This window comes from Microbacterium sp. NPDC007973, from assembly GCF_042958465.1.
In the GTDB taxonomy this organism is placed as follows: domain Bacteria; phylum Actinomycetota; class Actinomycetes; order Actinomycetales; family Microbacteriaceae; genus Microbacterium; species Microbacterium galbum.
Window position 1 is genome coordinate 227,197 of record NZ_JBIBJJ010000002.1, and the last position, 15,880, is coordinate 243,076.

Genomic DNA, 15,880 nt, shown 5'->3' on the forward strand with positions numbered 1-15,880 from the left:
CGTCCGGTCACGAGGCGGGAGGTGCGCAGATCGCGTTCTGGGCGATGTTGTCGCGCATCTGCTCGGCCGTCCACGGCAGGCCCGCCTCGGGCAACGTCTGTCCCTGCGCGGCGGGCGCCTTCGAGGCGATCGCCGCGAGTTCCCACGCCAGCCACGCGCTGGTGAGCTTGTTGCCCCCCGAGTTGTTCAGCACCACCGCGACCGACATGCCGGTCTGGGGATCGGCGAAGGCGGCAGTCATGTAACCCGGCGTCCACCCAAACTGCCCGATGAGCGAACCCGCCTGGAACGTGCCGCCGGCGGCGGTGAACCACGACGGCTGGTCGGGGCCCACGGGCACGGGGGCGGCGAAGCGGTCGCTGTCGGCGGGCAGGAGAGCCTTGGTGGCGAGCGCCTGGGCGTATCGACCGAGATCGCCGATGGAGGTGACGGCCCCCGCGGCCGCGCCACCGTAGCTCGACGACATCTCGGTGAACTCGGCCGGGTCGGTGCAGTTCCACGCGCCCTCGGCATTCGGCTGCGACCAGTACCCCGGCAGCGAGGACGGGCCGGGGGTCGCCGGGGCGGGCGCCGGCAGCGACGTCGACGAGAGGCCGAGCGGCTGCGTCACGCGCTCAGCGATCAGGGTGGAGAGCGTCTCGTTCGTCGCCCGCTCGGCTGCGAGACCGGCGATGAGGTAGTTGGTCGCCGAGGTTCCGTAGGCGTCTCCGGGCGCGTTCAGGCGCGGGCGCGCGATGCCGTAGGCCAGGAGTTCGCGCGGGTTCCACACGCGGTCGGGGTTGGCGAGCACCGTCGCCTCGAGAGTGGCGGTGTACGACGCGAGTCCCGACGTTCCGTCGCACAGCTCGCGCAGGGTGATGTCGTCGTAGCCGGGAAGGTTGCTGACCCACTTGTTGATCGGGTCGCTCATCGCGACGGTCCCGTCGGCCGCGAGACCATACAGGATGTCGCAGGTCATCGCGCCCGTCACCTCCGCGGCGCGGAAGGAGAGGTCGCTGGTGACCTCCGCGCCCCCGGGGCCCTGCGTTCCCACGCCGGAGACCCACGTGCCGCTCCACGGCGCCCACACCCCGACGATCGCTCCGGTCGAGCCCGTCGCCGTCATGGCCGAGGTGACGGCATCCTGCAGTTCTGCGACCGTAGCCTCGGGCAGAGGCGCGTCGACCTGCGCCGGGACGTCGATCGACACCGACTGCTGCGGCGTGCAGCCACTCAGCGCGAGCGCCAGTGCTCCCGCGCTCGCGATCGCGATGGCCGCGGAACGACGCCATCTCGCCATGTGGATACCCCCAGCACTTCCGCACGCAGACACGCGTACGCTCCCTCGATTCAAACACACGGCACCTGAGCGCAATCGCCCCTTGCACCGCCCGCCCGTCACGTCTGCATCACGACTCCGTCGTTCGAAGGAAACTCGGGCCGTCTTAGGGGTTAGGTCAGCCTAAGTGAGTGCGTATGATGGCCGCATGAACGCCGTGGTCCCGTTCTCCCTCGCCCTGCGCGAACGCTCCAGCAGCGCGCACTCCTCGAGCGAGTGCGACGGGTTCATGACCGACCTGCTCACCGGCGCCGGCACCCGCGACGACTACATCGCCCTCATCGCCCAGCACTGGTTCATCTACGCGGCCCTCGAAGACGCAGCCGTGCGCATGCGCCTCGACCCGGTGGCATCCGTCTTCCTCCGCGATCGCACCTCGCGACTGCCCGCGCTCGAGGCGGATCTGGCGTTCCTCATCGGACCGGAGTGGCGCGAGAGCATCCGCCCCCTGCCGACGACGCAGGCCTACGTGTCGCGCATCCGCCGCGTCGCCGCGACCTGGCCGGGCGGTTTCGTGGCGCACCACTACACGCGCCTGCTCGGCGACCTCTCGGGCGGACCGTCGATCGGCCGTCTCATGCAGCGCCGCTTCGGCTTCGAGACCAACGGCATCGGATTCCTGCTCTTCGGCGACATCGCCGACCCCCGCGCCTTCAAGAGCGTCTACCGCGAACAGCTCGACACCGCCCCCTGGGACGACGACGAGAAGGAGCGGGTGATCGCCGAGGTGCTGGTCGCCTATCGGTTCACGACGGAGCTCTTCGCCGACCTCACGCGGGCCAAGAGCGCGCACGTCGCCTGAGGCTCACGCCTTCGCCGCCTCCTGGCGCGACAGCCACGCCTGCTTCATGAACCGCCGGACGTCTTCGTCGACGCGGATGTCGCTCGGGCGCAGCGACCGCGACAGGTAGAGCCCGTCGAGCGAGGTGAGGCGGCTGAGGGCGACGTACGTCTGCCCGGGGGCGAACGCGCCGGCGCCCAGATCGACGACGGCCCGGTCGTACGTCTTGCCCTGGGACTTGTGGATGGTCACGGCCCAGGCGAGACGCAGCGGGAACTGCGTGAACTCCGCGACGATCTCCCGCGAGAGGTTCTTGGTGCCCGGGTCGTACGCATAGCGGTACCTCTCCCAGACCGCGGGCTCGACGTCGTGCTCGACGCCGTCGACCTCGACGCGCACACTGTCGCCCGCGATGCGGGTCACGGTGCCGATCGTGCCGTTGACCCACCGGGGGGCCTCGCCGAACTGCGCGCCGTCGTTGCGCAGGAACATCACCTGAGCGCCGACCTTCAGCGTGAGCTCCATCTCGGCGGGGTAGTTCGCCTCGCCGCGGCCGAAGTCGCCCGAGATCTCGGCGTTCGCCGTCTGCGTGCGCCCGATGAGCTCGTCGAGGTGCTTGCGGTTGATGGTGTTGACACGGTCGTTGCGGGTGGCGAGCGTGATGATCGGGTGCTCGCCGTCGGCCGGGTGCGGCGGCGTGCGGGCACCGGCGGTGTTCAGGATGCCGGCCATCTCGGCCGTCACGCGTCCGTAGCGCACCGCGTTGAGCAGCTGCTTGAACCCGGGGTCCGACTGCCGGTGGATCTCGACGAGCTCGTTGACGTGCAGGTCGGCGCCGTGCCGGCCGATGTCGATCAGCCCGTCGGTGGCGGCCTCGCCGGACCAGACCTTGGCGTCGAAGAACCAGAACGAGCGGTAGTGGTCCTGGATGTAACGCGCCTCATCGCCCCGCGGCGGCACGGGCGCCAGCTGGTAGGGATCGCCGAACATGACGATCTGCGTGCCCCCGAACGGCTCCGATCGACGCCCGCGAGCCTGCCGGAGCGAGCGGTCGATGGCATCCATCAGGTCGGCGTTGACCATCGAGATCTCGTCGATGACGAGCGTGTCGATCGCGTTGAGGATCTTGCGGGTGGCGTCGTTCTGGTCGATGTCGCCGTTCGCGATGAGACCGATCGGCAGGCGGAACAGCGAGTGGATGGTCTGGCCCTCGACGTTCAGCGCCGCCACCCCGGTGGGCGCGCAGACCGCGATCTGCTTCTTGGTGTTCCATGCCAGGTGCTGCAGCAGCGTCGACTTGCCGGTGCCGGCGCGACCGGTGACGAAGACGTGCTCGCGGGTGTCCTCGATCAGCCGGAACAGCGCCTGCTGCTCGGCGGAGAGGGGCGGCGTGGTCACCGGTTCATGCTAGTTCGCGCCGCGCGCGGCGGCGGGCGCGGTGTGGAACACGGCCGTCGCGCGCCCGCGCGTCCGCCGCGTTCACGCCGGAGCGGATCCGGATGCCACGGCGCCGGGGCCGCCCGCGGGCCCGGCGTCGACGGCCGGGCCGCCCGCGGGCTCGGTGCGGCCGACGGGCCCGCCCATCGGCTCCGTTCGGCCGAGGAGCCAGCGCGCCTGTCCCGACAGCACGTCGCCGACGTGACTGCGGAACCGGGGGCAGTGCGTGATGTCGTGCGAACGGCACCGCAGAGCGTGCTCGGTCATCGCGCGCGCCTGGGCGATCTCGGCGGCGCGACGGTCGAGCTCGGCGATGTGCTCCTCGAGCACCCGGTGCCGGTCGGGCGCTCCCTCGTCGAGCAGCACTCGGATCTGCTCGAGCGAGAGTCCCGCCGCCTTGTTGCGCAGGATCACGGCGATGCGCACGATGTCGTCCTCGTCGAAGCGGCGCCGTCCCGCTGCGTCGCGCGCGGGTTCGAGCAGGCGCTCGTCCTCCCAGTGGCGGAGCACGTGGGTGTCGAGCCCGAACCGCGCCGCCGTGTCGCCGATGGATTCGCCGCTTGACTTCATGTCGACATGAAGTCACACGATGGATCCGAACGCAAGCGGAAGGAGCTCATCGTGTACGACGCGATCATCATCGGAGGCGGCCCCGCGGGACTGCAGGCGGCCCTGACCCTGGGGCGCATGCACCGCCGCACCCTGCTGCTGGACTCGGGCGAGTACCGCAACGCCACCGTGCGCCACGCCCACAACCTGCTCACCAACGACGGCCGCGACCCCGGCGAGCTCCGGCGGCTCGCCCGCGCCGAGATCGCCGCCTACGACACGGTCGAGACGAGGGATGCCGTAGCCACCGACATCGCCTCGGTCGAGGGCGCCCTGCGGGTCGTCGTCGACGGTGAGGAGCACCGGACGCACGCCGTGATCGTCGCGACGGGGGTCGCCGACGAGCTCCCCGCGATCCCGGGTCTCGCGGAGCACTGGGGCGACACCGTCGCCAACTGCCCGTTCTGCCACGGCCACGAGTTCGCGGGGCGCCCGGTCGCCGTCGTGAACGGGTCCGATCACGCGTCGGCTCTCGCCCGCATGCTCGAGCCCGTGGCATCCGAGGTCCACGTCGTCGACCCCGCCGCCGTGCGCGAGGTCGTCGGACGACCGGAGGGCCTGCGGCTCGACTTGGACGACGGCTCCGCGCTCGAGGTCGCGGGAGCGTTCGTCGCCCCGACCTGGCGGCCGCGCGGCGATCTCCTCGAGCGGATCGGCGTGCAGCGCCAGGACTCCGGCGCCGTCCGCGCCGACCCGTTCGGCCGCACGAGCGTCGAGGGCGTGTACGCCGTGGGCGACATCGCGCAGCCCGACCACCTGCCCGGGCCCCTCTTCTCGCTGGCGGCGGCGATCGCCGGAGGGCAGCTCGCGGCGGTCGCCGTGGTGCAATCGCTGGTCGCACCGTAACGCGCGCGGCACCTGCCCAGGCGCGCTTCCTACACTGGAGGCGTGGACAACGCAGGCGGGGGCCCCGCGACGCCCAGGGGCGTCAGCGGTGCGCGCACGCGCCTGCGCCGTGAGATCCCCGCGATGATCCTGATCGCCGTCCTCCTGGTCGCCGCCCTCGGCGCGGGGGCCGCCTCGCTCTATCGGGAGTTCTACAGCCCGCGCGCCTTCGTGCTGCACTATCTCGAGCTGCTGCAGGAGCACCGCACGGCCGAGGCGTTGGCGGTGCCGGGTGTCGCCGTGGACTCCGCCGAACTGGAGGCGCGCGGACTCCCGGCCACGGCATCCGAGGCGCTGCTGCGCCCCGAGGCTCTGACGACCGTGACGGATGCCACCGTCACCGACGAGACGGTCGACGGAGACCAAGCGCGAGTCACGGTGTCCTACACGGCCGGCGGGTACTCCGGCACGACGACGTTCGCGATCGAGCACGACCCCGGGGAAGGCGTGCTCCCCCGCTGGCGGTTCGCCCGCAGTCCCCTGTCGGTCATGGAACTGAACGTCGGGGGGTCGATGCGCTTCTCGGTGAACGGCTTCGAGGTCGATAAGCGGCAGGTCTCCATCGACGGGGCGGATGCCGACCCGTCCGCCGACGTGCCCCTGCTGGTGTTCTCACCCGGTCTCTACTCCGTCGCCGTCGACACCGCGATCTCGGCGACCCCGGGGGTCGCCGTGCTCGCCGACGCGCCGCTCGTCGGCATCCCGGTCGAGGTGCAGGCCGAGCCGACCGAGGACTTCATCGGCGTCGTTCAGGATCGCGTCGAAGGATTCCTCACCGCCTGCGCCGAGCAGAAGGTGCTGCAGCCCACCGGGTGCCCCTTCGGTTTCACCGTGCGCAACCGCATCGACGGGGCGCCGACGTGGTCGATCGTCGAACAGCCGGTCGTGACCGTGGTTCCCGACGGTGCCGGATGGCGGATCCCCTCGGCCAAGGCCGTCGCGCACATCGACGTCGAGATCCGCTCGATCTTCGACGGCAGCGTCCGCACGGTGGAGGAGGACGTACCGTTCCGCGTCGACGGTCAGATCACCGTGCTCCCCGACGGCACCGCGTCGATCCTCGTCGGCGGTTCCTCCGACTGAGGCGGATCGGCTCCCGTCGCGCCAGGCGGCGGATCAGTTGCGGCCGCGCGCGGCCACCCGCGCGTCGCGCTCCGCGAGGCGGGCGAGCTCTTCGTTGTAGGCGTCGAGTTCCAGGTCGCCCACGCGATCGACGTGGCGGTCGCGACGGCGCTGCTGGCGCTCGTCGCTGCGACTCCACTGGATGGCCACCGCGATAGCGAGGATGAGCGTCGGGATCTCGCCGACCGACCAGGCGACGCCGCCGCCGACGTACTGGTCCTGCAACGGGGTCGCTCCCCACGTGCGTCCCATCGCGCCGAACCACTCCGCGACCATGAGACCGGAGTTCATCATGATGGCGATGCCGAAGAACGCGTGCATGGCCATGACGGCGATGAGCACGAGCAGGCGCATCGGGTAGGGCAGCCGGTACGGGACGGGGTCGATGCCGATGAGGCTGAGCACGAACAGGTACCCGACCACCAGGAAGTGCGCGACCATCCAGATGTGCCCGACGTGGTCGTACAGCGACCAGCGGAAGAGGTCGGTGTAGTAGAACGCCCACAGCGACCCGATGAACAGGCCTGCCGCCACGTAGGGGTTGGTCAGCACCTTCGCGACCGGGTTGTGCACGGCCCACAGGATCCACTCGCGGCCGCCGCGGGTGCCGTCGTCGCGCTTGCGGATGGCGCGAGCCGCGAGCGAGACGGGCGCCCCGGCGACCAGCATGAGCGGGATCGCCATCGACAGCAGCATGTGCCCGATCATGTGCATGCTGAACAGATAGTCCTGGTAGACGTTCACCGGTCCCGAGGTCACCCAGAACACCCCGAACATGCCCAGGCACCACAGCACCGTGCGGCAGATCGGCCATGAATCGCCGCGCCGCAGGAGCCGCCAGACACCGGCGAGATAGAAGAACAACCCGCCCACCACGACGAGCGTCCACAGCAGGTCGACGTTGTACGCGGTGAACCAGCGCTCGAGGGTCAGGTCGGGCGGCAGCGGGCTGCCGGTCAGCACCTCGGCGGGCGAGGTGCCGACCAGCGACGCCTCCCCCGGTGGAGGGGTGCGGGCCAGGGCGGCGGCGACGCCGCTGGCGACGCCCATGAACACCAGCTCGAGAGAGACGACACCCCAGAAGCGACGCGAACCGGGCTCGTCGGCCATGCGCGAGATGAGGCGACGGCGATACCACGCGCCGAGCACGCCCATCGCGATCAGGGCACCGACCTTCACCAGCACGAGCACGCCGTAGGCCGACCACAGGTTCTGCAGGCCCTGGAGGCCGATCGAGGCGCGGACGGTGCCCGAGATCGCGACGACGATGAACGCGACGAGGGCGAGCGACGAATAGCGCAGCAGCGTCGTCTGCAGCTGCGGCCGCGTCATCGCGGGACGCAGCACGACGAGGAGCACGAGGCCGCCGAGCCAGACGGCGGCGGCGACGATGTGCAGCACGAGGGAGGTGACCGCCGCGTCGTGGCTCGTCTCGGCACCGGTGTGGCCCTGCGTGCCCATGGGGATGAGCGATGCGAGCGCGGCGATCGCCACGAGCATCGTCGGGATCCAGGAACGCACGGCGAAGGTCAGCACCGTGAGCACCGCACCGGCGATGGTGGTGATGAGCCACGCCTGCCCCACGGGGCTCTCGACGAGGAAGCGCCCGAGCTGCTGACCGAACACCGCGTCGAGCGTGGGCTTGGCGTTCAGGACGTTGAGGAACGTCAGGTACCCGGTCGCGGCGGCCGCGACCGTGAACACCGCGGCGCCGATCGAGGCCGTGTCGAGGGCGATCTCGAAAGGACGCTCCCCGGCCTTGAGGGCGAACAGCGCGAGCACGAGAGAGCCGACCATGGTCGCGGCCGCGAGATTGACGGCGACCGTGGCGATGGGGAGCCCCCACCGCACGACCGGACCGGGATCGGCGAGCTGGGGTGCCGCCGCTCCCCCGCCGTACGCGAGGCCGACGACGACGGCGATCAGCGAGACCACGATCAGGATGACGGGTCCCGCCACGCGCAGCAGTCGGGGATTCACCTTGCCAGCCTACGTCGCTCGGGGACGACGAAGGGGGGATGCCGATGGCATCCCCCCTTCGATGGTTCGGTGTCGTCTTACTTGACGGCGGCCTTGAGCTTCGAGCCCGCGGTGACCTTGACGCGCTTGCCGGCGGGGATGGAGATCTCCTCGCCCGTCTGCGGGTTGCGGCCCGTGCGAGCCGACGTGGCGACCTGCTCGAAGGCGATCCAGCCGGGGATCGAGACCTTGCTGCCCTTGGCGACCGCCTCGGAGACGGTGGAGAAGAGGGAGTCGAGCACGCCCGACACGGCGGACTGGCTCTGCCCGGTCGCGCTGGCGATGCTCGCGACGAGCTCGGTCTTGGTGATGGACTTGTCGGCCATGTGGTTTGTCCTCCAGGCGACGACGGATGTCGCCTCTCGTTACGCGGACGAGGAGGAATCCTCCTCGGTGGTCGGGAGACCGCCTCGACAGTATCAACCGAACCGCGGAATTACGCGGATTCTGACGGATTTCGCCCCGATCTGCACGGCGTGTCGCCGTCGTTCGGCTCCCGACAGACGGCGGGAGGCCGGTCGACGACGTCGAGCGCAGCCGGTCGATGCCGCGGCCAGGCCGTCCCCGTCACGGACGAGGCGACCCCGCAGACCTCCTCGGGTGAACTGTGGTGCGAACCATCGGGCCCGCCCCGAGCGCTCACGACTCACCCGGATTCGCTGTGGAACGTGCGAAGTACGATGTCAGCGACCGAATCCGCGGAAGCCACCGCGCGATCGGATGAAGGTGTCGGGTGAGCTGAGCCCGGGGGTGTGGGGATGCCGAGCACGCAGACGTCCATCGATGCGCGCGCCGCACTGCGCGCCGCCGTGAACGCCACCGCGTTGCGCCTCGCACCGGGGCACGGTCTCCCCGATCCGCGCCACCTCTCCCTCCTGTCGGAGGTCGAAGCCCCGGCGTCTCCCCGCGTCTGGGCCGATTCGAGCGCTCGCGCTGTCGGCCATGTTCGCGGCCCGCGCCCGGCGCGACGCCCTCGGCGACGGCGCCGCCCTCGTCTGGCGCTACTTCGACGGCACCCGGCTGATCCGACCGGCCTCGCTGTCGATGGAGGCGCGCGCGGTCCTCCTGGCCGGCGCCGGCGAGTACCTGTGCGCCGTCGGGCTGCCGCAGGTCGCGGTGCGCTTCGGCCGTGAGGCTCAGCTCTTCGCCGACAGCGACGCGACGCGCTTCTACGCCCTCACGGTGACGGCGCTGGGGTTCGCCCTCAACGGGGAGTACACCTCCGCCGACCCCGTCATGGATGCCGCCTCCGCGCTGTTCCGAACAGGCGGGTGGGCCGAGGAGGAGTCGTCGTACCTTCTGCTGCTCGCCGACTCGTTGGTGGCGGCCGCCCGCATGGACCATCTGCGTTTGCGTGGGGTGGCACGAGAGCTCGAGCGCGTGCACCCGACGGACCCGTATTCGAGATACTCGGCCCGGGCGATCGACGCGATGGGCCAGCTCATCCACGGCGAGCACGCCGCCGGTCTCGCCGCCTGCCAGCAGCTGCTGCACGGGAGCGAACGCAGCATGAGCCACCGCTTCATCCGCGACTTCCTGCTCTGCATCCGCTCCGACATCATGCTCGCGCAGGGGCAGTACGCCGAGTCGCTCGCCTCGCTCTCGACCGCGAAGAGCCCGGAGGGGCACGGCATCTGCTTCGCCATGCAGCGCGGCGGGGCACTGCTGCTCCTCGGACGAGAGCGCGAGATACTCGCGGAGACCGAAGCGTGCGCGGCCTCTGATGCCGACCACTGCCTGCGGACGCTGACACCGCTGTTGCTGCGGAGGGCCATCGCGTTCCACCGCCTCGGTGACGACCGCCGCGCCGCCCAGAGCATGGAATCGGCTCTGCTGCTCATCGCGCACACGGGGAACTCGATGACCCCGTTCATCATGCTCCCCCCGGAGGAATGCGCCGAGCTCGTCGACGCCGCGGTCCGGACGCACCCCGAGCTCGCCGAGACCGCGGCCTACATCCGCGCGGCCCTGGCCTCGGTCGGCGCCCCGGTCGAAGCGCCGCGGTTGCCCGATCAGCTGCACGGCTTCACTCCCACCGAACGCGCGCTCGCGGAGCTGCTGCTGACGCCTGCCAGCCTCGCCGACATCGCCCGCACTCGCGGGGTGTCATTGAACACGGTGAAGAGCCAGGTGCGATCGATCTACGTCAAGCTCGGCGTGGGCGCGCGCAGCGCCGCGGTCGTCGAACTGCGGCGCATCCTGACGTGAGAACGACGAAGGGCGGGGCTCCTCTCGGAACCCCGCCCTTCGTTCGTGTGTCTGGTGCTTACCAGGACGACTTGGTCACACCGGGCAGCTCGCCACGGTGGGCCATGTCACGGAAGCGGACGCGCGAGACGCCGAACTTCGTGAGGACACCGCGGGGGCGACCGTCGATGACGTCGCGGCTGCGCACGCGCGCGGGCGACGCGTTGCGGGGCAGCTTCTGCAGGCCCACGCGGGCGGCCTCGCGGGCCTCGTCGGTCGCGTTCGGGTCGACCAGGGTCTTCTTCAGCTCGGCGCGCTTCGCGGCGTAGCGCTCGACGACGACCTTGCGCTGCTCGTTGCGCGCGATCTTGCTCTTCTTAGCCATGTGCTTAGCGCTCCTCTCGGAAGTCGACGTGCTTGCGGACCACGGGGTCGTACTTCTTGAGCACGATGCGGTCGGGGTTGTTGCGGCGGTTCTTGCGCGTCACGTAGGTGTACCCCGTGCCGGCGGTCGAACGCAGCTTGATGATCGGACGAACGTCCTGAGCCTTCTTCGCCATTACAGCTTCACGCCCTTCGCCTGCAGGTCACGGACGACGGACTCGATGCCGCGGGCGTCGATGACCTTGATGCCCTTCGCCGAAACGTTGAGCTTGATGTTGCGACCCAGCGACGGAACGAAGTAGGTCTTCTTCTGCACGTTCGGGTCGAAGCGGCGCTTCGTCCGGCGGTGCGAGTGCGAGATGTTGTGACCGAAGCCGGGAACCGCTCCAGTCACCTGGCACACTGCGGCCATGGTGATGTCTCCTTCTGTACCGTGACACCGGACGGTGCCACCCAAGATCCCTTGTCTGCACCCCGTCTGAACACGACGGAAGGCCGGGATCAGAAGGAGGGATGCGAACTGCGTGCTGGAGTGCGCGCAGACAAGGGGTCAGTCTAGCACGGCGTGTCGCCTTGACCTGACCCGGTCATCGAAGCGGGGCCGCTGGCTTCGACAGGCTCAGCCACCTCACCGGGTCCCTGAGCCCGGCGCAACGACCGGACCCCACGCCCACCCACCTGGGTCCTTGAGCCCGTCGAAGGGACCGGAGGCATCGAGAGGCTCAGCCGCCTCCTGCGGCCGCCTCGGCGGCCCCGCGCCCCCAGCGGAAGGCCGAGACGGTGGCATCCCCCTCGATCCAGAAGCGCCAGGGGAACGCATCGGTACCGGCGATGCCGGCCACGCCCACGCGCGGTCCGGTCGCCACGGCCGTCGGCGGCGTCTCGGGCAGGTACAGGCGCGCCCGCGCCCCGGCGCGCTCCTCCCCCGTGACCGCGTCGATGCCGTCGTGGAGGGGATGCCGGAGCCCCACGGCGTCGCCGAGACGACCGGGACCCCGCGCGAGGTCGCGGGGCGTGCGCACCGCGCCCCGACGTTCGAGACGGCGCCGCTCGGCGACGTCCGCACCCTCGACGATCTCGCCGCCGCGCAGCAGCACTCCGCCGGCCACGCCGTCGGGCCCGCACACCACGTTGACGCAGGAATGGATGCCGTGGCTGAGATAGACGTAGAGGTGACCGGGCTCTCCCCACATGGTGGCGTTGCGCGGCGTGGGCCCCATCCGCGCGTGGGACCCCGGATCGGGACGGTCGCCCGTTCCGCGTCCATGATAGGCCTCGACCTCGGTGAGACGAACGACGACCCGCTCCCCCGCGACGACGGTCTCCAGCCGTGCGTCGAGCAGCCGCGGAGCGACCTCGACCGGCAGGGCGGCGAGATCGGCGCGGGTCGCCGCACGCATCACTGCGGCGGGACCTGGCACCACGACAGGTCGAAGCCCTGCAGGGCCACGACCTCATGGCCGGTGTCGACCTCGACGAGGTGCGTGAGAAGACGCTGCGGGAGCGGCAGCTGGTAGCGGTCGAAGGGGTTGTCGACCGCCCGGGGGGCGATGAGCACGGCGGCATAGCGCCCGCTCGGCGAGACGCAGGTCTGCAGCACGGTGTCGGTGCCCGGCACATCGAGCAGCTGCCGCACGGCGCCGTCGGTGTCGACGTGCGCGACGATGGTCGAGCGCGAGACGCCGTCGGAGCTGATGTCGGCGAAGGAGCGGATGGTCCCCGCGCCGGCACCCGGCACGGGGGTGGCCCGACCCGCGAGACCCGGCGGGTCGACGGGGTCGACGAGCCCCTGCTCGGAGCCGTCGGTGAGGTTGATCTCGCGGATGCCCTCGAGCCGCTCGACGATCGCCACCGACGATCCGCGTGCGATGCCGTCGATCGACACGGCGCTGCCGAGAGGGGCCGCGTTCCCACCCTGGGCGTCGGTGAGCAGGAGGCGCGAGTCGAAGGTGAGCACGAGCATGCTGTCGGTGTCGGGAACGAACCGGTAGTCGGCGATGCGCACGTCGCCCCCGTTCAGCCCCACCTCGGTGGGCGGGGAGTCCTCGGCGGCCGACGCCGTGAACAGGCGGCTCTCGCGTCCTCCCGCCGCACTCAAGTCGGCATCCGAGAAGGTGAAGCCGATGCGCTCGCCCCGGTCGGCCGACTGCAGGTTCGTGACGAAGCCCGGCCCCGGCAGGGCGATGTCGCGCTCGTTCTTCCCGTCGGGATCGGTCACGATCACCCGGGCGGTGTCACCGTCGCGCACCGAGATCACGAGATGGTTGGCGGTGGCGCGGAAGTCCTCGATGTGCGGGTGGACGAAGACGGGGAGCCCGGCCTCGCCCTCCAGGTCGGTGCGGAAGATCGTGTCGCCCTCGGGTGTGCCGCGCTGCATCAGGTAGGCCTGCAGCGGCGGCGTGCGGAAGGTCTCGGTGAGGGTCGACGCGGGCCCGGCTCCCAGGCCGTTCACCCCGTTGACGGTGATGCGGTAATCGGTGTCGTCGCGCAACGGGAGCGTGAAGCGCACACCCACGCTGCGCCCCGAGGTGTCGACGGTGAAGGGCGTCGCCGGCTCGACCTCGACCTGCGAGGGGTCGACCGTCTCGAGCGACTGGGTGGTGGTGAGGATGACGCGCGACCCCGAGGCGGCCACGGCAGCGGCTGGGTCCACCTGCACGTCGGTGACGCGCGGCCCCTGCGCCACGGCGAAGATCCCGCCCACCCCGCCGACCACGACCAGGCCCACCAGCACCGCCGCGAAGGCGACCGCGAACCTGCGGCCCCGGCGCGTGCGGCCACGCGAACGTCGGGACTCCCCCGCCCGCCGGGCGTCAGTACTCATACGGGTCCGCCGGCTCGTCGATCGCGGCGACCTCGTCGGCGTGCACCTCGAGCGTGCCGTCGCCGCTCGAGCGGACTATGCCCGTGACCGTGACCCACTGCCCGGTCGAGGGCGCGTCGACCGCCGCGGCGATCGGCAGGCGGGCGGTCTGCGCGTCGATCACGCAGTGCGTGATGACCAGGCGCGTGAGGTCGAACGTGGCGCCGTCGCCGCCCGGGGTGATGAAGCCGGTGAGGGTGACCGGCTTCCCGTCGAAGGTCTCGGGGTTCGTCGCGTGCGCGAAGACCGCCGACCAGTCGCCGATGCCGAATTTCGACGTGTCGCCCGATGCGGCGAGGGTCACGACGTCGGATCCGGCGAACAGCGGAGGGGCCCCCACGTCGCGCGAGACGGCGAGCTCGGCCGACAGCGACGCCGCGGGGGTCAGCAGCACGGCGATCACCGCACCCGAGGCGAGGACGCCTCCCGTGAACGCGGCGATCCCGCTCGGGGTCAGGCGGGGGCGCGCGGCGAGGTGGTCGTGCGCGGCGTGGTCGTGATCGTCCAGGGCGTCGCTGTGCTCGTGGTCGGCGTGCGCGAAGGCCTCGCGGCGCGCGGAGGCGGCCGCCGGCGCGTGCCCGTGCTCGTGGTCGTGGCCGTGGTCGGCTTCGGCGCCGAGCGGCAGCGCGAACGAGGCGATCGCGCCGACGAGGGCCACGATCGACATCCCGACGGCGAACCAGGCCGAATCCGGATTGATGTAGAGCGACATGCGGCCGGTGACCCACAGCGTGATGGTGGTGATCGACAGGCACGCGGTCAGGCCCACGCCGAGCCAGCGGGTCGCGAGAGCGCCGGTTCTAGACAAGGAGGTTCACCACCGTTCCGAGCGCGAAGGCGAACAGCACGACGACCACCGTCATCCCCGCCAGGACGCGGGTCGTGAAGGTCGTGCGCAGCAGCGCCATCATCTTCAGGTCGATGATCGGGCCGACCACGAGGAAGGCCACGATCGACCCCGGGGTGAACGTCGAGGCGAACGAGAGCGCGAAGAAGGCGTCGACGTTCGAGCACAGCGACACGACGAGGGCGAGCACCATCATCGCGGCGATCGACAGGGCGGGGTCGGAGCCGATGGCCAGCAGCGCGCTCCGCGGCACGAGCACCTGCACGGCCCCGGCGAGGAGCGACCCGATGATGAGCGCCGGCATGACCGACCGCAGCTCGACGACGAACTGGGCGAGCGTGCGGCGTCCGCGATCGCCGCGCTCCTGCACGACGATCTCGCACGTCTCGAGGAACCGCTCCGTGAGCAGCTTGTCGGGATCCGGATGCCGGCTGTACAGCCACCCGATGAGGTTGGCGACGAGGTACCCGCCGATGAGGCGCGCGACGAGGATGCCGTCGCTGAAGCCGAACGCGGCGTGCGTGGAGATGATCACGATCGGGTTCACGATCGGCGCCGCCACGAGGAAGGTGAGGGTGTCGCTCACCCCGAAGCCGCGCATGAGCAGTCCGCGGGCGAAGGGCACGTTTCCGCACTCGCACACGGGGATGAACATGCCCAGCAGCGACAGCACCGCCCGGCGCGCCCACGGCGCGCGCGGCATCCATCTCTCGATCGCCCCCGGCGGCACCCAGACCTGGACGATGATCGAGAGCACCACGCCCAGGATGACGAACGGCAACGACTCGATGAGCACGCTCAGCGCGAGGGTCAGGCCGTCCTGCGCGCGGGTGGGCAGGGGCTGTGAGAAGAAGGTGGGCGCGAGCGCGTCGACGAGGAACAGCGCGGTGACCACGACGACACCCAGGCCGAGCGCGACGAGGGTGCGGGAGCCGCCCGAGCGGGGGGCGGCGGAGCGCCGACGGGTGGACGGCGCGGTGCGACTACTCGTCGCCACGCTCACGAGCCCGGGCGCGGGCGCAGTCGGTGCAGATGCCGAAGATGTCGACGACGTGCTCGGCCTCGCTGAAGCCGTGTTGGGCCGCCGTGCGCTGGGCCCACTCCTCGACGTCGGTCGCCGCGATCTCGACGGCCTTGCCGCACGATCGGCAGATGAGGTGGTGATGGTGACCGCGGGTCTCGCACGCGCGGAACAGGTTCTCGCCATCGGGACTCTGCAGCGAATCCGCATCGCCTCGGGCGGCGAGGCCGGCGAGGGTGCGGTAGACGGTGGCCAGTCCGATGCCGGTGTTCTCGTCGCGCAGGGTCGCATGCAGCGACTGCGCGCTGACGAAGCCGCCGGCTCCGGAGAGGGCTTCGCGCACGCGCTCGCGCTGCCACGTGTTGCGCTGGACCATGCCGGCGAGTCTAGCGAGGGGTTCGGTGAAT

Annotated in this window: 17 protein-coding genes; 4 read left to right on the forward strand and 13 right to left on the reverse strand. The window is 70.9% G+C overall.

Annotated features, from left to right (window positions below; all coding sequences use genetic code 11):
* Positions 1 to 7 precede the first annotated feature (7 nt).
* Complete coding sequence (locus ACFZA2_RS06170; protein ID WP_391402068.1) at positions 8 to 1,279, reverse strand: serine hydrolase domain-containing protein; 1,272 nt, start codon at positions 1,277 to 1,279, stop codon at positions 8 to 10.
* Between the two features lie 187 nt (positions 1,280 to 1,466).
* Between ACFZA2_RS06170 and ACFZA2_RS06175 the strand changes: the two genes are divergently transcribed.
* The gene (locus tag ACFZA2_RS06175) at positions 1,467 to 2,120 is read left to right on the forward strand and encodes a biliverdin-producing heme oxygenase (protein WP_363577187.1); all 654 of its coding nucleotides are present in this window, start codon (positions 1,467 to 1,469) and stop codon (positions 2,118 to 2,120) included.
* Between the two features lie 3 nt (positions 2,121 to 2,123).
* Here the strand turns inward: ACFZA2_RS06175 and ACFZA2_RS06180 are convergent, their stop codons facing one another.
* On the reverse strand, positions 2,124 to 3,497 hold the full coding sequence (locus tag ACFZA2_RS06180; RefSeq protein WP_363388647.1) for a DEAD/DEAH box helicase: 1,374 nt from the start codon (positions 3,495 to 3,497) through the stop codon (positions 2,124 to 2,126).
* 81 nt (positions 3,498 to 3,578) lie between these two features.
* Positions 3,579 to 4,106 (reverse strand): MerR family transcriptional regulator, encoded by a 528-nt coding sequence (locus ACFZA2_RS06185; RefSeq protein WP_391402072.1) that lies wholly within the window; start codon positions 4,104 to 4,106, stop codon positions 3,579 to 3,581.
* A 6-nt stretch (positions 4,107 to 4,112) separates the two neighbouring features.
* Between ACFZA2_RS06185 and ACFZA2_RS06190 the strand changes: the two genes are divergently transcribed.
* Together ACFZA2_RS06190 and ACFZA2_RS06195 are read left to right on the forward strand one after the other, a co-directional pair.
* On the forward strand, positions 4,113 to 4,991 hold the full coding sequence (locus tag ACFZA2_RS06190; RefSeq protein WP_391402075.1) for an NAD(P)/FAD-dependent oxidoreductase: 879 nt from the start codon (positions 4,113 to 4,115) through the stop codon (positions 4,989 to 4,991).
* A 42-nt stretch (positions 4,992 to 5,033) separates the two neighbouring features.
* Positions 5,034 to 6,113 carry a hypothetical protein gene (locus ACFZA2_RS06195; protein WP_391402078.1) on the forward strand — a complete coding sequence of 360 codons (1,080 nt, stop codon included), beginning with the start codon at positions 5,034 to 5,036 and terminating at the stop codon, positions 6,111 to 6,113.
* 33 nt (positions 6,114 to 6,146) lie between these two features.
* Here ACFZA2_RS06195 and ACFZA2_RS06200 read toward each other — a convergent pair whose 3' ends face one another.
* Positions 6,147 to 8,132 (reverse strand): cytochrome c oxidase assembly protein, encoded by a 1,986-nt coding sequence (locus ACFZA2_RS06200; protein WP_391402081.1) that lies wholly within the window; start codon positions 8,130 to 8,132, stop codon positions 6,147 to 6,149.
* Positions 8,133 to 8,209: 77 nt separating this feature from the next.
* Positions 8,210 to 8,497: an HU family DNA-binding protein gene (locus tag ACFZA2_RS06205; RefSeq protein WP_013584778.1), complete on the reverse strand. Its 288-nt coding sequence runs from the start codon at positions 8,495 to 8,497 to the stop codon at positions 8,210 to 8,212.
* Positions 8,498 to 9,113: 616 nt separating this feature from the next.
* Here ACFZA2_RS06205 and ACFZA2_RS06210 point away from each other — a divergent pair.
* On the forward strand, positions 9,114 to 10,379 hold the full coding sequence (locus tag ACFZA2_RS06210) for a hypothetical protein (RefSeq protein ID WP_391402085.1): 1,266 nt from the start codon (positions 9,114 to 9,116) through the stop codon (positions 10,377 to 10,379).
* 58 nt (positions 10,380 to 10,437) lie between these two features.
* Here the strand turns inward: ACFZA2_RS06210 and rpsN are convergent, their stop codons facing one another.
* The 8 genes from rpsN to ACFZA2_RS06250 all read right to left on the reverse strand — a co-directional run bounded on the left by rpsN (position 10,438) and on the right by ACFZA2_RS06250 (position 15,849).
* Positions 10,438 to 10,743 carry a 30S ribosomal protein S14 gene (rpsN, locus tag ACFZA2_RS06215; RefSeq protein WP_022878196.1) on the reverse strand — a complete coding sequence of 102 codons (306 nt, stop codon included), beginning with the start codon at positions 10,741 to 10,743 and terminating at the stop codon, positions 10,438 to 10,440.
* A 4-nt stretch (positions 10,744 to 10,747) separates the two neighbouring features.
* Positions 10,748 to 10,918, reverse strand: a complete 171-nt coding sequence (gene rpmG, locus ACFZA2_RS06220) for a 50S ribosomal protein L33 (RefSeq protein WP_013584775.1) — start codon at positions 10,916 to 10,918, stop codon at positions 10,748 to 10,750.
* Positions 10,918 to 11,154 carry a 50S ribosomal protein L28 gene (gene rpmB, locus ACFZA2_RS06225; protein WP_055832508.1) on the reverse strand — a complete coding sequence of 79 codons (237 nt, stop codon included), beginning with the start codon at positions 11,152 to 11,154 and terminating at the stop codon, positions 10,918 to 10,920. Before rpmB ends, rpmG begins: the two co-directional genes overlap by 1 nt.
* 310 nt (positions 11,155 to 11,464) lie before the next feature.
* On the reverse strand, positions 11,465 to 12,142 hold the full coding sequence (locus ACFZA2_RS06230) for a DNA-3-methyladenine glycosylase (protein ID WP_391403397.1): 678 nt from the start codon (positions 12,140 to 12,142) through the stop codon (positions 11,465 to 11,467).
* Positions 12,142 to 13,566: a hypothetical protein gene (locus ACFZA2_RS06235; protein WP_391402092.1), complete on the reverse strand. Its 1,425-nt coding sequence runs from the start codon at positions 13,564 to 13,566 to the stop codon at positions 12,142 to 12,144. Before ACFZA2_RS06235 ends, ACFZA2_RS06230 begins: the two co-directional genes overlap by 1 nt.
* The gene (locus ACFZA2_RS06240) at positions 13,556 to 14,413 is read right to left on the reverse strand and encodes a DUF1980 domain-containing protein (RefSeq protein ID WP_391402095.1); all 858 of its coding nucleotides are present in this window, start codon (positions 14,411 to 14,413) and stop codon (positions 13,556 to 13,558) included. Before ACFZA2_RS06240 ends, ACFZA2_RS06235 begins: the two co-directional genes overlap by 11 nt.
* Entirely contained in the window at positions 14,406 to 15,455 is a 1,050-nt protein-coding gene (locus ACFZA2_RS06245) for a permease (RefSeq protein WP_315994229.1), read from the reverse strand. The genes ACFZA2_RS06240 and ACFZA2_RS06245 overlap by 8 nt, the downstream gene beginning before the upstream one ends.
* A complete protein-coding gene (locus ACFZA2_RS06250; protein WP_076673009.1) occupies positions 15,436 to 15,849 on the reverse strand; it encodes a Fur family transcriptional regulator in 414 nt (137 codons plus the stop codon). The genes ACFZA2_RS06245 and ACFZA2_RS06250 overlap by 20 nt, the downstream gene beginning before the upstream one ends.
* Positions 15,850 to 15,880 lie beyond the last annotated feature (31 nt).

Coding starts and splice junctions, on each gene's coding strand:
- ACFZA2_RS06205 (WP_013584778.1), bottom strand. CDS start 8,497: ATGGCCGACAAGTCCATCACCAAGACCGAGCTCGTCGCGAGCATCGCC.
- ACFZA2_RS06210 (WP_391402085.1), top strand. CDS start 9,114: ATGTTCGCGGCCCGCGCCCGGCGCGACGCCCTCGGCGACGGCGCCGCC.
- ACFZA2_RS06250 (WP_076673009.1), bottom strand. CDS start 15,849: ATGGTCCAGCGCAACACGTGGCAGCGCGAGCGCGTGCGCGAAGCCCTC.
- ACFZA2_RS06190 (WP_391402075.1), top strand. CDS start 4,113: ATGAAGTCACACGATGGATCCGAACGCAAGCGGAAGGAGCTCATCGTG.
- ACFZA2_RS06235 (WP_391402092.1), bottom strand. CDS start 13,566: ATGAGTACTGACGCCCGGCGGGCGGGGGAGTCCCGACGTTCGCGTGGC.
- rpsN (WP_022878196.1), bottom strand. CDS start 10,743: ATGGCTAAGAAGAGCAAGATCGCGCGCAACGAGCAGCGCAAGGTCGTC.
- rpmB (WP_055832508.1), bottom strand. CDS start 11,154: ATGGCCGCAGTGTGCCAGGTGACTGGAGCGGTTCCCGGCTTCGGTCAC.
- rpmG (WP_013584775.1), bottom strand. CDS start 10,918: ATGGCGAAGAAGGCTCAGGACGTTCGTCCGATCATCAAGCTGCGTTCG.
- ACFZA2_RS06175 (WP_363577187.1), top strand. CDS start 1,467: ATGAACGCCGTGGTCCCGTTCTCCCTCGCCCTGCGCGAACGCTCCAGC.
- ACFZA2_RS06185 (WP_391402072.1), bottom strand. CDS start 4,106: ATGAAGTCAAGCGGCGAATCCATCGGCGACACGGCGGCGCGGTTCGGG.
- ACFZA2_RS06170 (WP_391402068.1), bottom strand. CDS start 1,279: ATGGCGAGATGGCGTCGTTCCGCGGCCATCGCGATCGCGAGCGCGGGA.
- ACFZA2_RS06230 (WP_391403397.1), bottom strand. CDS start 12,142: ATGCGTGCGGCGACCCGCGCCGATCTCGCCGCCCTGCCGGTCGAGGTC.